The sequence below is a fragment of the Aliiruegeria sabulilitoris genome (genome assembly GCF_001558155.1).
In the GTDB taxonomy this organism is placed as follows: Bacteria; Pseudomonadota; Alphaproteobacteria; order Rhodobacterales; family Rhodobacteraceae; genus Tropicimonas; species Tropicimonas sabulilitoris.
The window spans coordinates 13,854-28,530 of the sequence record NZ_LOAS01000037.1 but is presented as its reverse complement, the minus strand read 5'-3'; the positions used below and the strand labels follow the sequence as shown (position 1 = coordinate 28,530).

The window sequence follows — 14,677 nt, the reverse complement described above, 5'->3', positions numbered from 1 at the left end:
TCGCCCAAGAACCCATAGCAAACCCAGAGTTTCCACACAGCCTCGGCCCTTGGCGGAAATAGATCATTCGTTGAAAGGACGTCCGTTTCCTCGTGCCGATTCATTGGAATCAATGCGAACCCGCAAGCGAGTCGAGCCCAAAAATGTCAGAGCGTTTTTTCAAGGTGACGCTGCCAATGTCCTGCGCAGTCGCGACCTACATCTAGATTCGGACTATCGCCACGTTTGAAAGAAAACGGTTCGTTGTATCCTCGCTGTTTGATCGGGATCCAGTTCGACAGCTTGTCCTGAGAACCAGGACCGTCGGGTCAGCGCATCAAGTCCGAGACGATCACGATAGCCTCGATCACAACTGCCGTGTCCCGGGCGACACGGTAGACCTCGTTGTAATAGCGAGCGTGTCTGTCGCAGACGCGCAGTCAATTTCTACTGGACAACGAGTCATCAAATTGCGTCAAATTCCCGGATGGTTGTGCCGTTCGTGAACTCGCTCACACTCAAGAGCGTCGTGGAAATCATCGATGGGATGATCCCTCAGCAAGATGTTGATTGGGCCATGCGAAAGGTCGCAATCAATCGCCGCCTGATTGCAGGGCCCCCAGTCTTCCTTCCTCTACAAACAGAAGCCTGTTTTTTGGAATCCCTGGCGCGCAAAACTGGAGAACGGCATCTGGGAGCCATCATAGGCCAGCATTACGATTACGAGGAACTGTCCTGGTACTCTACATACGTCCTTTCAGCTCGGACATTGGGCGAAGCAATGCTTAGAGCGGCAAAGGCGTTGCCTGTCTTGAACCCCGGATGTCGCGTTGCTCTCGAACGAAGAGACCAGAATGTCGTTGTACTTTTCTACTCGGGGATTCCAACTGTTGTGGGCGCACGTCACATTGACGAGGGCTTGCCATGCATGATGATCGATCTCTGCCGCAGGTTCCTGGGACGTAACTGGATGCCCGCCTGGATCGAAACTCCGAGTGCGTCGCACGGCTTTGAAAGCAGCCTTGCGCAGGTCTACGACGTGCCCCTGCTCTATCGTCCCTACGGTTCCGGAATTGGATTGGATCGACAGTTGCTGGACGCGCCTAATCCGAACTCCACGGGTGCCGAAAAGAAGGTGCTGTTGCGAGATCTGCCCGGCCTGCTAGGCGTGTCACCACCATCTTCATTCGCCGAGAGCGTTAACGCAGTATTGCGGGTCCAATTGATGCTGGGTGACACTTCCATCGAAACCGTTGCTCATTGCATGTCGCTTGGAACGCAGAGCCTCCAGCGGCGGCTGAGAGCCGAAGGCACAAGCTTTCGTGATGTAAGAAATGCTTTCCTGAAAGCCCGTGCAGTCGATCTCCTGCGCGAGACGAACCACAGCATCACCGAGATTGCCGGCGCACTTGGCTATACTGAGACGAACAGCTTCCGGCGCGCTTTTCGGACCTGGACAGGGCGGACGCCGACAGATTTCTCTCCGACATGACCATGGCCAAGTTTCCTTAGAGTCCAGATCAGGGCGCTGCAGGTATGCTTGACGCAAACTGATCACTTTCTTCAGGTATAATAAAGCTGTGCAAGGGGTCTACGGAACTCGACTTTTACCGCTCCTTTTACATGAGAACCGGGTGAGATTTGTTTTTTTCAAGAAGGAGCCGATGTTTCGTCGGTCACTTTCTTTCTACTTTGGGAGGGGTTTGGACAAATGAAACTCAGCTTCATAATGGCATCCATCGCAGGTCTCGCATTCGTCGCTATGTCAGCTTGCACGGACAACCAGGCCGTGAACGCGGCCACAGGGGCAGCCGTTGGCGGCGCACTTGGCAATCAGGTAGGCAGTGGCACTGGCAAAACCGCAGCAACGATCGCTGGTGCAGCCGCCGGCGCAGCGATTGGGGCAAACGCAACAAAATAGCGTGATTGAATGTCGGCTGACATATCAATCTCCGCGTTCCGTAAGTCTGTTTCGGACCCTTTGGCGGGAAGAGAGGCAGAGGGTCGGCGGCACGTGGACAACCTCAGGAGATTACCATGATTACGAAAGCACCGCATAGAGCTGCGACCGCGGTGGCAGTCGCATCGCTTTGTGTTGGCACATCCGCTGCCCAGGTAGGCGGGGACAACCTCAGTGCCATTCTGGAGGCTCGGGAGATTCCCGTGACCATCGACAACTTCGTGCGCGCGGCCACAGAGATCGAGTTTGGCAAGTACCTGGCGATCACAGGTGGCGTGAACAACCTGGTGCACATTCGGGAACCCGCTCCAATCGACATGCAGCCAACAATCCGGATGAACCGGGACGTCCTCTACAGCATGGCCGTGATCGACATCAGTGAAGGTGCAACGCTGACTCTGCCGGAAACGGGTGAGCGGTACCTGTCGGCGCAGATTGTCAATCAGGATCACTACATGAACAAAGTGTTCGTGGGTGGGGGGGTGTATGCGCTCGACATAGACACTTTCGATACACCGTATGTGGTCGTCATCATCCGCACGCTGGTCGATGCCTCCGACGCCGAGGATCTCGCGGCGGTTCATGCATTGCAGGACCAGATGGCTTTGGCGGCCAACTCGTCCAAGCCGCTCATCATTCCGGATTACGACGAAGAGAGCTTTGACGCGGTGCTGAAAGCAGCCCTCGAACTTGGAAGGTATGCGCCAGACAGCAGGAGAACCTTTGGGCCGAAGGAGGAGGTGGACCCGCTCCGCTACTTCCTCGGAGCGGCTATCGGTTGGGGAGGGCTTCCCGAGGAGGAAGCCTACTATTTGAACATCGAACCCGGTCTGCCTGTTGGAACCTACAAGATCGAGGTTCCGGCAGACGTTCCGGTGGACCAGTACTGGTCCGTCAGCCTCTACAACGCCGCTGGGTTCTACGAGAAGAATGATCTCGACGCCTACAACATCAACTCGGTCATGGGAGAGCGCAATGAGGACGGTTCGATAACTGTTCACTTTGGCGGATGCGAGGACGGTCGCGCCAACTGCCTGCCGAACATGGAGGGATGGAACTACACGATCCGGCTCTACCAGCCTCGGGCGGAAATCCTCGACGGCAGTTGGACGTTCCCCGAAGTTCAGTCGGTCAACTGACCAGGAAGGAGAAAGTCATGAGAACATTGCTTGCCATGGCGCTCTGCGTCCCAACGTTCGCGTTCGCCGAGGATGTGACGATTGCAAACCTCGTACGTGCGGAATCCGACACGATGATCCGGGCCAACCTCAAGTCATTCGGGATCGACGTTGGCGAATTGCTCCATATGCGTGAACCGACGACCGTATCGACGCAAACGATCATTCGCCCGAACCAGGATACTCTTTACTCTGCAGTCATGCTGGACCTGTCGGAGCCGGCGACAATCACGCTGCCAGAAACGGATGGCCGCTTCCAGTCGATGCTGGTGATCAGCCAGGACCACTACAGTTTTGTTGAGGCCATGCCTGGCACCTACGAACTGACCGAGGAAGACGTTGGCACACGCTTCGCCTTCGTGCTGTTCCGCACTTTCGTCGATCCGGCGGATACGGACGACATTGCGACGGCACATGCCACTCAAGATGGCATTGTGCTGACGGGTGGCGGCGAGGGGCCGTTCGAGGCTCCGGATTGGGATCTCGAAAGCCTTGCCGAAGCACGCACGGCGGTTAGCGATCTGGCCAGCGCGGTCGGCTTCAATGCATCGCGTGCCTTTGGCCGAAAGGACGAGGTCGACCCGATCGATCACCTGGTTGGCGCCATGGCCGGCTGGGCCGGCCAGCCTTCGTCGACGGCTTTGGGCATTCTTGAAAGCGTCGAGGCGAATGACGGCCAGACACCACACGCTGTTACCGTCAAGGACGTGCCTGTCGACGCGTTCTGGTCGATCACCGTTTACAACGCCGAAGGCTATCTCGAAGCAAACGATCTCAACCGGAACAGCTACAACAACGTAACCGCCGCCCCCAACGACGACGGGTCCTACACAATCCACTTCGGAGGATGCGACGATGGCCGCGTGAACTGCATTCCGATCACGGAAGACTGGAACTACACGATCCGGCTCTACCAGCCTCGCGAGGAAATCCTCAACGGTACTTGGCAATTCCCCGCGGTGGAACCGCTCGGGTAAACGATCGGTGTCAAAACCGTCTGGCACTTCCAAGGCGATCCCGAGGCGTGCAAAGGCCGGCGCAACCACCGCCTCATTGCCGTGGATCGTACCAAAGGCCGCTCGGTTCGGCAGCATCACGCGGCGCGGCCCTCCGCCGCGTCCGCCCAGGCAAGACCAGGACGATACCGTGCATCGACCTTTCCGTCCTTCAATGTGAACAGGTGCATCCAGCCGTTGTCAAAGAGATCTCGGATCTCGGGATTACGCTCGAGGACGTCCGTGATTGCTTCGCGCGGCGCTTCGATCATCACAGACAGCCGGACCGGTTCGTGCATCGCCTTCTCGCCATCGTGGACCGCTTGCCACGGCAATCCCGTTCTCAGCCGGCCCGAATTGCCCTCGATGACACCGATGCCTCCGACGACGTTGTGAATGAGCTTGTTGCCACCGCCGAACACGTCGGGCATCACCGACGATCCGTAATATTGAAGGCTGATCCAGCTTGCCACGACGACCGGGGCGGTGAGTATCAGCTCAAGCGTGCAGAAGCCGTCATCCGCCTGCCAGGCGTAACTGTGAAGGAAGGCGCGCCCCCCAAGGTCTTTCCCCGCAGTGGCAGCACGCGGCGCTGCGATGAAGGCAGCGCACCCGGCAAGCCCCCATTCGGGGCGCACCTCGGCCCAGTTCAAGGCGCGGTCGGCTACGTTTGACGCCGTGGCTCCGGGCAGCTTGGGCGCGCGTTCGGCCCGTGCCATCCGTCCGGCCTGCTTCAGCGAACCTTTCATCCGGCGGATCTCCTCGCTCCGATCCGCGGGCAATCCGTCGTTGTAGATTGTGACCTCGTCCGTCGTCGTGTCGTGCAGACCGGCGATGAAAAGTGTGTCATCGGGGATCGCAATACCGCGCTCGGCCAGACCGGATCTGGTTTCAGGATCGTTCAGCAAGTTGGCGAGAAACCGTGCTGACACCTCGCCGGTGTAACCGCCGCAGGCCCCGCAGTGATAGGCGCTTTCGTGCGGGTTGTTCGCGACCTGTCCACCGTGGCCGAGCAGCAAAACGATCTTTGCAAAGCCCTTCGTCAGGCTCATGGCGCCTAGAACGGCGGCCGCCGTGTCAGCTTTTGTTTTTGCATCCAGACCTCCAACAACCTGTGGCGCCGGATCGGGCTTTTTCGTTGTACCGCCCCACCCCAACGCATCGCGCGTCAGTTTCGCGGCATAAAACAGCCCCGCCGTCTCGACGAAAGCGAAGGACGAGACGGCCGCCTGGCGGAACCGGCCCCAGGCACGCAAGGTCCGTGCGGCGATCCGAGTGTCCTGCTCGCTCGCCGGGTCTGAGTGGCTTGTGGTTTCGACGGCCGGGTTCAGGAGGACCGGCAGGTGCGCTTCCACGACATCCGAACCATGCGCCTTGTGCGCCAACGACACACCGAAGAACCCCGCGAAACCGATGGTCTCAATCGAACAGTCAACGCTTTCCAAGGCCCGCCGAAAGACCTCGGAGCGCACGTCTATGCAGAATGCCGCTTGAAGTGAGGGGCGGTCCGTTGACGCGGTTTCTCCGTCAAGCAGGGCCAAAACGTCTCGTTGATGCGCCCGCTCCGACGCCTCTTGGAAGATTGCCAGGGCAACATCCTCTTCCGAAGGCTCGACAGGTGCGCCATGCGCCAGCACAGTTTCGAACCATTCTTTCGCTATCTCTGGCACATGTGCGAGAAGAGCTTCCTCCCAGATCAGCCGGATTGCGAGCAGATCGGCCAGTGTCCGGTCCGTCTTTCCGGCGAGTTCCGCCTGCCAGAGAAGCCAACGCGCATGCTGCGACCAGCCGCCTAGGTCCATGTAGAGCCGGTGGAAAGCGGTTTCGGCAGCCGCCTCGTTCAAGCCGAGTGCGTCCGCGGCCCGCAGGATTGCGCGATCTGTGGTGTCCGGGGCTGCCGCTACATGAGCACAGAAACCAGTGAGGCCCGCGATCTCGGGCGTCAGGTCGTGAGTGGCCCAATCTCGCCAGGAAGCAAACGCCTCCAATCCCGGTTTCGGTGACCAGAGTGCTTGGCCCCGGTCGAACCGTCCCGCGGCCCAGAGGCCGAAGGATTTTTCGATGATTGACGGCCAGTCCACCCCCGTTGCCGAGGCGGCAAGGTCGGCCACCGTCGGCAGGCCCGTCCACTCGTCGGTCGTGGCCATGGCCGCGAAAGTTTTCAGTGCCATAAGGTCTTTGGGCTTGAACGGCGACGTAGCTGCCGACAGCGCCGCTTCCAAGTCAGCGTCGATCAGGCGCCCGGTCTCGATCATGGTGGCGTAGGCGACGCCCGACCTGGTTGCGCGAACGCCGGCGACCCGTTGCAGGCGCGCCGAGGCGGTTGCCAGGTCATCGCCGGCCTGGCCCAAGAAGGGGTTGACCGCGACGGTCGCCTCCAACGGGAAAGCAGGTGGTATACGTCGTGCGGCGTTTTCGGCGGCCACCAGGATCGCCGACATCAGGGAAGGTGCGATTTGCGAGTGCTTGAGGAACATGTCGGTCTCCGTGATCTCAATTAGTTTTCGCGCTGAGAAAGCCGCCGATCGCGCGGTCAAGCAAAGCGTTCAGGTAGAAGCCATTCGCAAGATGCACCCGAAGCCCGGCCGTGGATGGATGATGCGCCCAGAGCGGGAAAAGCGCCTGCGCGAAGGCAACAAGGCCGAAGGAAGCCACCGTGAGCACGAGAAGTGCCCATTCAAGCGGCCCCGGCATCGGAGCCGGTGGCAGGGACGGCCCCCAGATGGCCTGCGCTGCGGCCTGGAAGGCGAAGTAGGCCACAGCCGCGCCTAGCGATGCCAGCGCCGTACGCTTGGTTAGCTCCGTAGGCGCGAGATCGGCAAGCCCCTGTGCGACCAGATAGGCGACCCCAAGGATTAGGATAGTACCGAGCGCGAGCGCCTGCGCCGTCTTCGGCCCGCTGAGTGCGGTGAAGATAGTCGAAATCACCAGGTAGAGTGCAAGCGCGAGGGTGAAGGACTTGAGCACCGCACCGATGCTCGGAACCGCGATGGGACCAGGGCGGCGAAGGCTTGCCACGGCCCTAACCGCGCCGCCCGAGGAAAGGAAGGCGTGCGCCTTGTAAAGCGAATGCGCCACAATATGCAGCAGGGCCAGCGCCCAGAGACCGAACCCGCATTGTAGAAGCAGAAAGCCCATCTGGGAGACAGTGGACCAAGCTAGCGATGTCTTTACCGCGCTTTGCGTAAGCATGACAGCGGCCCCGAAAAGCGCCGTGAAACCACCGATCATCACGAGTGCGGCCATGGCCCCTGGGCTTTGCTGGACGAGCCCCGCCAGTGCGATCAGAAGAACGCCGCCCGAATTGATGATGCCCGCGTGCAGAAGTGCCGAAACGGGCGTAGGCGCTTCCATGACTTCGGTGAGCCACCCGTGCAGCGGGAAGGCCGCCGTCTTGAGCGTCGCCGCGAAGACGATGAGCGCGATTGCGACAGACGCGGCCAAGGTCAGGTCGGCATCGGCTGAAGCCACCACAATCGCCGCGAAGTCTCCCGTTCCGTAGCGTGCTGCCAGCAGCAGCGCGGTAATAACCAGCACCGCGTCAGCGCCGTGCCAGACCAGAGCGAATTTCGTGGCTGCCCGTCGGGCCTCGCGACGGGTGCTGTAGAACAGTAACAGGCGCCTCAATCCCAGCCCAACCAGTGCCGATGACGCGATAAGGGCGGCCATGCTGCCCGATTGCACGAACAGAAGCACTGCGGCCAGTGTAATGAGCATAAGCGCGAGGAACCTGCCCTCCCGCGCCTCGCCGTAGAGGTAAGTGCGGCTGTAGCGTATCACCACCCAACCGATGAAGGCGACGAGGAGCGCCAGAGTGACATTCACCAGACCGGCTTTGAATGTGAGGGCCGCAGAGCCCTCGAGAACGGACAGGGTCGCAGGACCGGCGGCTGCGAACTGGGCAACACCTAGGACAGCGAGGCCAAGGGCCGCAACTGCGGCATACTCCGAAAGTTTCGACGGGCCCGCAGGGCGGCGCCCCGGCTGGTGCCAAGCAATAAAAGCCATAGCCATCAAGACGCAGGGTGCAAGAAAAGAGTACGAAACCATCATGAAATCTCTCCAAGGCGAGTTCGAAAGATCAGATACGCCATGACAGAGTTGAATAAAAATTTATATAATATGCCAAATCATTCTATATTATGGAACAATGTCGACACTCAATCTTCATCACCTGCGCCTGTTTCGTGCCGTCGCGCGGGACGGGACACTGACAGGAGCCGCGCGGGCGCTCAACATCTCCCAATCGGCTGTTTCGACACAGATTAAGTCGCTTGAAGCCGCCCTTGGGCACGACCTGTTCGAGCGTCGCGGGCGTAATCTGGTCCTTTCGGAGGCCGGCCGCATTGCCCTGGATCATGCCGAAGAGATCTTTCGTGCCGCCGAAAACCTCACCGAAACGTTGAAGCAAGCCAAGGGCAAGCGCCGTGTTCTCAGGATCGGGGCGTTGGCGACCTTGTCGCGAAACTTCCAGATCTCCTTTCTGGATCCCCTCATCGGTAGAGAAGACGTCGAAGTGGTCCTGCGGTCTGGAACGCAGGAAATGCTCCTGCGCGGTCTTGAGTCCCTTTCCCTCGATATCGTGCTCACCAATCTCGTTCCTGCACGAGACGCCTCCAGTCCCTACCTGGTTCATCAACTCGCCGATCAACCGGTCAGCCTTATCGGCACGCCAAACCAATCGATAGGCGATGGTGCCGACATCGCGGAAATTCTAGCGACCAAGCCGCTCGTGCTGCCGACCCCCGAGACATCGCTTCGCGCAGGATTCGACGCACTTCTGGAACGTCTCAGAATCGTCCCTCGGATTGCGGCGGAAGCGGATGACATGGCCATGCTGCGCTTGCTGGCGCGGGCAAATGCCGGTGTCGCGGTCATACCCCCCATCGTCGTTCAGGACGAATTGAACGCTGGAAAACTGAAGGAATATGCCCGCCTCGACGAAGTCAGGGAGGTTTTTGCGGCGGTAACTATCGCTCGTAAGTTCCCGAATCCGCTTATAAGTGAGGTGCTGCGTACGAAACTACTGGCAATGGTATAGCATCAGACTGCGGCATCCCGACCGGGCGAGTCCCACAGAAGGATGGCTTTTTTTGAAAGTACCGTTTCAACGTTAGTGGCGGTTTTTCATTTCCGTCTGTCCTTCAGGATACTGTACCAATCTGTGGGTCGGTCTCGCATACGCCTTCAAAGGCACCCGAGCCGGGATCAGAAATACGCAGCACTCGAACGATCATTTTATGTTGTAACTACATCAAGTAATTTCCTCGATCGACAGCGATTGACCTTAGGGCGCGCTAACCAGTCGGCGCACTCGTGAATCCCGATAAAATCCGGAGAACGCCCCCTTCCCTTTCCCGATGGATTGAAAATCCTCGTGTCGGTGGTTCGATTCCGCCCCCGGGCACCACTTTCAGAAGCCGCTTCAGATAGTTTAGACACGCGGTGCTGTTCTCATGATATTCAAGCACCGATCAAGTGCGAAGCTATGCATTTTCTGCGGGAGTACGACGGGAGTAACCCATACTGTAAAATGGTCCCACACAACGATGCAAAGGACCGGAGCCAGCTTTGCTCGACCGTTCGTATCAGGCGTAGCGCAAACTTACCCCTATACATTTTGGACAGAGAACGGTCTTTAACTGCGTTTGGGACCGAAGCCTGGTTCACATTCCACCGAATATTTGGGCCTTACGGAGTACCTTCCTCTTCGGCGCAACGCTCCTCTACACGGTCAACCCCACCGCTGCGTGGGCGGCTGGAGCTGAACGGTTCGATGGAAATCAGGGACTCCTTCGACGAGAACTCCTGCGATTGTTTCTTCGGCGCTACGGTTCCTCGGCTGCGGACCATGATCGCGCTAGGCGCAGGCGATACCGTCGAGCTGCAATGATATTTCCGGGCGGTGGACGGGTAGTTCGCGGCAGATCACACCTCGTACTGTGGGGTGATTATCCGGCAACAACCGGCTTGGGATAGGCATCCCAGAGGATCGTCATAACGACCTTTTTCAATCGCTTGAAAGAGGCGTCTGATTTCCGGTTTGTGTCGAAAGCGGTTCGCTGCCCGAGGTTGTTTCGACCTCATCCGGGATGCCGTCGGGCGAACCGTGCGGAGGGTACCGCAGGCTGTTGTTCATCTTCTCTCGTTCCACCGATGAAAACCACGGAAATGGCAATTCCTTGCTTCGGCGCCATTCATCGACTGCATCTTCTGCATCGACTGTTTTCTGCGGATCACGGGGAGTGTCCCGAGAGACGTAGAGTGTGCGAGACGGGAAAGCGAAAGACGTACCCGCGCCCTCAACGATATCCTTCAGGCGTAGGAGGAAATCTTCCCGAATGGCAAAGAAATCGTTCCATTCTGTCGCCTGCGCATAGACTCTGACATCAATGTCCAAAGAGGATTCGCCATAACCAGCAAAGCGGATCCGGACGGTATCGCTGTCGATCCTGGGATGAGCGATTGCCATTCTGCGCGCCTCGGCCAGAACATACCTCAGCTGATCCGAACTCGTATCGTAGATCAGCCCGATGGTGGGATTGATCAGCATCTGATCGCAGCGAGCCCAATTGATCAGCTCCATATTTACGAATTGAGCGTTCGGAATCGAAATTATGGTGCGATCCATAGCGCGTACATTGGTGGAACGGACACCGATCTTTTCGACGATCCCACTGTAAGGTCCAAACTCGCACCAGTCTCCGACCCGGATCGGTTTGTCGATATATAGCACAAAGCCACCGATCAGGTTCTCGAGTGTCGGTCGAATTGCCAAGGCACCTGCCAATCCGCCAATGCCGAGCCCTGCCAATACGCTGAGCGCGGGAAATCCGAGGGATTGCAAGCCATAGGCGATGATCCACACCGCACCAACGAGAGCGATCAGATGGGCGAGCATCTGACCAAGACTGTCCCCCGCATCATCACCAGAACCAGTTCGCGAAGACCATATTGCCGCCGCGCAGGCCAGGATTGCATTCCAGAAAACGGCCGCAAGCGTTCCAAACCAGATGACAGCCAACAAAGCGTTCGCCCCATCGGCGAATCTGCCGGTGACGTTGATCTGTCGCGTCAGGAGGTAGTGAAAGAAGACAAGGACTGGCAGGATCGACGCGCAGTAGATCAGCTTGGAAACCGGGGGCAACAGGTTGCCATGCCGCGCAACGGGTAGCGCAGCGCTGACAAGCGCCGCGACCACGAACAGAAGGAAGCCTGCGACCACCGAAAGAATAACCTTCCAGAGTGGTGTGCCCCAGATATCCTGCAGGAATGATGGGGGGATCGCCCCGATCCAACTGGCAGGCAACCACGGCCCGGCGAATTGCTCGAGTTCGGCGCTCCAGTTCACTCCAGCTTCAGCGGTCGTTTCGCTTTCCAGTCCGGCCAGAAACCGGGGAGCGGTTCGTATCGTTATTTCGTCGAACAAGTACTCGCCGGCGCGCTCACCTTCATCAATGCGCGACAGGCGAATGGGCGTGTCCGGAACAACGTATGTCCCAAGCCCATCGCCGATCATGGCAGATTTGTCTGGTACGGTATCGAGATCTACTGGCGGGATAATGTCCCAGACGTCCAGAAGTACCATTGCTGTCAACAAGCCATTGCGCTTTTTGACGGCGTCTGGTTGGTCAGACAGGTCGATGAGGGACGTCAGTTCATCGGAAAGTGAAACGACACGATCGAATTCCTCGCCCGTGCGTGCGTTCTGGTACCGCTCGAACGATTCTTCCAATAACGCCTTTAGAGCGGCGAATGTCGCCAAGGTCCGCTTTGGCGACTCGGTTCGTACAGCCGGTAGATCCGCTTCGAAGGACCGAGCACTCTTCAGTGTAGACCCCGAAAGGGTGGCCGTCACAGTTGCAATCAGGCCGATAATCGCCAGTGCCAAAGTCACAATGCGGATCAAATGCGACATTGCGGTCTCATCTTCGGGCATCCGATAGAGAATGGCGCATCAGAATGGCTCGACAAGATCAGCAGTCATCGCGTAGCTGACCTCGATCCGGGCCTCGCCGTCGGAATACCGGACGGTCTGTTCCGAAAGGTTCGACGAAAGTGTACCGCTGATCCAGATCGGCGTGTAAAGGCCCGCAACCTCGACCCCGGCGGGATAGCGGACATGCACCATCTGGTTCGCCGGTGGCGGCGGCGTATGGATGCAAGCCCCCACTGTGGGAACAAGAAGGAATTCGACAGCGCGACCATCTTTCAGATCGAGCGGAAGCAGATAACCTGGCATCCGGATTTCCGATCCGATCATATCCCGGCGCGTCGAAACCGCCTCATCACGTCGCTTCTCCATGATAATTTGGCGCTGTTCGAACAGCCAATCAATGTCCAGGTCCTGTTCCTCCAGGCGCAGGCGAGCAGCTTCGGCGCTTGTCTGCAATTGATCCGGGAGTTCATTCTCTGCGAAGGATTGCGCGCGAAGAACGGTTCTCAGGTCATCGAGTTGCTCATTTGTCAGGTCCGCGAAAGGATTTTCGTACGTTGTTGGCGGGGGAGCGAGGTCGTCCCAACCGATCTGAAGTGCCGCTCCGAGGCTCGTCGACGCACTGACAAGGATTGCGAGAATGCTAACTGAAATAGCACGTGGAACTATATTCATGGACACGTCTCCCATGGGTTAAAGCCTGAAGGATAGACCATCGGCCAATGTCATTCGATAGACCCGGATGGCGGGCACAAAGCTGGCGGCCAGTCCGGCCATCAAGATTGCAAGCAACAACCAGCTTTCACGCAACAGAGATGCACTTGCGTCGACCTGGAGCCCAAACCGGCTAAGTAGCACCGGCTCCAAGATTGCAGTCAGAGCTCCGAGCAAAACCAATCCCAGTAGCAGGCCCGCCACCGTCACGAGCCCCGCTTCGAGAACGATGAGAGAGAAGATGCGCAAGGGCGTGGCTCCAACGGAGCGCAGGATCGCAAATTCACGTCGGCGCACCTCCAACGAGGCCGAAAGCATGACGACCATCGCCACGATGCCAGCCAAGGCGACAGCCGATGCCATCAACACAATAGCCTGCTCTGCTGCGCCGGTGATCGACCAGAGTTCAATCAACGCCATGGCTGGAAGCACGGCGCTGAGAGGTTCAGCGGGATATTCCGAAATGGCTCTTTGGATGGAAAGGACCGCGCCGCGATCGGCCAACCCGACATAGATTGCGTTGATCTTGTCAGGTTCATGGGCGTGATCGTGATGGTCGGCCTCAACCCCGTCTGTCGCGTCCTCGACGGGATCGGCATTTGCGCGTGTTTCCTGCGCGAACGGATCGACACTGGTGGTTTTTTCGGCGTGCAGTTGATCGAACCCCTCCAGCGACACGAAAACCATGCGATCCACGGTCGTGCCCGTCGGCATAAGAATTCCCGTGACGACAAAGGGGGCCTCGTCGTGCAGGTCGAAGGCTACCTCGCCCGCGCCATGTGCATTGACGACAGTCGTGCCAATCTCATAGCCGAAACGCGTGGCGATCTCTGCTCCGATAACGGCGTCGTCTTCTTCCGAGAAGGAATGACCCGATGTGAAAGCGAGTGATCTTCCGTTGCTATGTCTGAAATGCTCAAAATATTCTGGCGTTGTGCCTACAACCGGATAGCCGCGGTGGTTGTCGCCCATCGCAATCGGAACCGCCCACGCAACTTGCGGCAGGGCCTCGACCATCTCGTAGCTGTCCCAGTCGATGCCCGGTCCAGTCGAACCCACCCCAAAGACCGTCGCCATGAGGACCTGCACCGGATTGCCGCGCGACGCCACAATCAGATCGATGCCCGAAGCCGAGTTTGCGAAACTCTCCTTCGCGGAAACACGCAAACGCTCGACGCCGATCACCAGAAATACACTGAGCGCGATCGCAAGAACGGTGAGCGCCGCCACGAAACGTCGGTTCCATAGGCTTCCAACAGCCAGGGAAAGCGAGGTCATCATACGTTGTTGACCTCGGTAATATCCAACACGCGATCGAAGCCCTCTTCCAGCGACCGATCATGGCTCACGAAAAGTAAGGCAGATCCCACCGATGCGCATTCTCGTTTCAACAGGTCCAGAAAGGATGTCTTTGCGTCTTCGTCGAGCGCTGACGTTGGTTCGTCTGCCAGTATCAGGTCAGGCGCCCCGATGAGCGCGCGTGCCGCCGCTACCCTCTGCTGCTGGCCAACGCTCAATGACATGGCTGGCGCGGAAACCAGGGTAGGGTCTGACAATCCGAGTTCGTCGAGCAATCGTAGAGCGGATAGCTTCGGATCTGCACCCGCCCGCTCACGACGGCGTTGCGAGAAGCGGCAGGGCATCAGCACGTTTTCCAATGCCGATTGCCATGGGATCAGGTTGAACATCTGGAAGATCAATCCGACATGATCGACGCGAAACCGATCCCGCGCGCCGCTCTTGAGCTGCCCGACGTCCGTACCGGCAACGGCGATACTCCCCGCCGGCACGTCGACGACGCCTGCGATTGCGGCCAACAGGGTCGATTTCCCAGATCCACTCGCCCCTCGAAGAAACACCCGTTCTTCATTGGTCATTCCAAGGTCCTGAACCCGAAGGACGGGTTTGGCGGCAC

11 protein-coding genes are annotated in these 14,677 nt (G+C 58.5%); 5 read left to right on the top strand and 6 right to left on the bottom strand.

The features are described 5' to 3' along the window. Positions 1-481: 481 nt before the first annotated feature. The 4 genes from AX756_RS22295 (at position 482) to AX756_RS22280 (ending at position 4,094) form a co-directional block, all read left to right on the top strand. The gene (locus tag AX756_RS22295; RefSeq protein ID WP_163886949.1) at positions 482-1,471 is read left to right on the top strand and encodes an AraC family transcriptional regulator; all 990 of its coding nucleotides are present in this window, start codon (positions 482-484) and stop codon (positions 1,469-1,471) included. A gap of 219 nt (positions 1,472-1,690) precedes the next feature. Next, positions 1,691-1,900 carry a glycine zipper 2TM domain-containing protein gene (locus tag AX756_RS22290; protein WP_068317347.1) on the top strand — a complete coding sequence of 70 codons (210 nt, stop codon included), beginning with the start codon at positions 1,691-1,693 and terminating at the stop codon, positions 1,898-1,900. Between the two features lie 242 nt (positions 1,901-2,142). Beyond that, the gene (locus tag AX756_RS22285) at positions 2,143-3,078 is read left to right on the top strand and encodes a DUF1214 domain-containing protein (protein WP_197431114.1); all 936 of its coding nucleotides are present in this window, start codon (positions 2,143-2,145) and stop codon (positions 3,076-3,078) included. Positions 3,079-3,095: 17 nt separating this feature from the next. Continuing rightward, positions 3,096-4,094, top strand: a complete 999-nt coding sequence (locus tag AX756_RS22280; RefSeq protein ID WP_068317345.1) for a DUF1214 domain-containing protein — start codon at positions 3,096-3,098, stop codon at positions 4,092-4,094. Between the two features lie 116 nt (positions 4,095-4,210). On the opposite strand, the gene AX756_RS22275 is transcribed toward AX756_RS22280, so the two are convergent. Further along, positions 4,211-6,589 (bottom strand): YbcC family protein, encoded by a 2,379-nt coding sequence (locus tag AX756_RS22275; RefSeq protein ID WP_068317343.1) that lies wholly within the window; start codon positions 6,587-6,589, stop codon positions 4,211-4,213. A 16-nt stretch (positions 6,590-6,605) separates the two neighbouring features. Continuing rightward, positions 6,606-7,937, bottom strand: a complete 1,332-nt coding sequence (locus AX756_RS22270; RefSeq protein ID WP_321186404.1) for a proton-conducting transporter transmembrane domain-containing protein — start codon at positions 7,935-7,937, stop codon at positions 6,606-6,608. A 325-nt stretch (positions 7,938-8,262) separates the two neighbouring features. On the opposite strand from AX756_RS22270, the gene AX756_RS22265 reads away from it, so the two are divergent. After that, positions 8,263-9,153 (top strand): LysR family transcriptional regulator, encoded by an 891-nt coding sequence (locus tag AX756_RS22265; protein WP_068317338.1) that lies wholly within the window; start codon positions 8,263-8,265, stop codon positions 9,151-9,153. Positions 9,154-10,122: 969 nt separating this feature from the next. On the opposite strand, the gene AX756_RS22260 is transcribed toward AX756_RS22265, so the two are convergent. From AX756_RS22260 to AX756_RS22245, 4 genes are read right to left on the bottom strand one after another with little or no spacing between them, the layout of a single operon-like run. Further along, positions 10,123-12,030, bottom strand: a complete 1,908-nt coding sequence (locus tag AX756_RS22260) for a mechanosensitive ion channel family protein (RefSeq protein WP_068317335.1) — start codon at positions 12,028-12,030, stop codon at positions 10,123-10,125. A 39-nt stretch (positions 12,031-12,069) separates the two neighbouring features. Further along, positions 12,070-12,723, bottom strand: a complete 654-nt coding sequence (locus AX756_RS22255; RefSeq protein ID WP_068317332.1) for a DUF3299 domain-containing protein — start codon at positions 12,721-12,723, stop codon at positions 12,070-12,072. Between the two features lie 18 nt (positions 12,724-12,741). Beyond that, positions 12,742-14,043, bottom strand: a complete 1,302-nt coding sequence (locus AX756_RS22250; protein ID WP_231701142.1) for an ABC transporter permease — start codon at positions 14,041-14,043, stop codon at positions 12,742-12,744. Next, positions 14,040-14,639: an ATP-binding cassette domain-containing protein gene (locus AX756_RS22245; protein WP_231701141.1), complete on the bottom strand. Its 600-nt coding sequence runs from the start codon at positions 14,637-14,639 to the stop codon at positions 14,040-14,042. The genes AX756_RS22250 and AX756_RS22245 overlap by 4 nt, the downstream gene beginning before the upstream one ends. Positions 14,640-14,677: the final 38 nt, after the last annotated feature.

Excerpts from the sequence above, each read along its gene's own strand:
- AX756_RS22275 (WP_068317343.1), bottom strand. The coding sequence starts at position 6,589 with ATGTTCCTCAAGCACTCGCAAATCGCACCTTCCCTGATGTCGGCGATC.
- AX756_RS22265 (WP_068317338.1), top strand. The coding sequence starts at position 8,263 with ATGTCGACACTCAATCTTCATCACCTGCGCCTGTTTCGTGCCGTCGCG.
- AX756_RS22245 (WP_231701141.1), bottom strand. The coding sequence starts at position 14,639 with ATGACCAATGAAGAACGGGTGTTTCTTCGAGGGGCGAGTGGATCTGGG.
- AX756_RS22280 (WP_068317345.1), top strand. The coding sequence starts at position 3,096 with ATGAGAACATTGCTTGCCATGGCGCTCTGCGTCCCAACGTTCGCGTTC.
- AX756_RS22260 (WP_068317335.1), bottom strand. The coding sequence starts at position 12,030 with ATGTCGCATTTGATCCGCATTGTGACTTTGGCACTGGCGATTATCGGC.
- AX756_RS22255 (WP_068317332.1), bottom strand. The coding sequence starts at position 12,723 with ATGAATATAGTTCCACGTGCTATTTCAGTTAGCATTCTCGCAATCCTT.
- AX756_RS22290 (WP_068317347.1), top strand. The coding sequence starts at position 1,691 with ATGAAACTCAGCTTCATAATGGCATCCATCGCAGGTCTCGCATTCGTC.
- AX756_RS22250 (WP_231701142.1), bottom strand. The coding sequence starts at position 14,043 with ATGATGACCTCGCTTTCCCTGGCTGTTGGAAGCCTATGGAACCGACGT.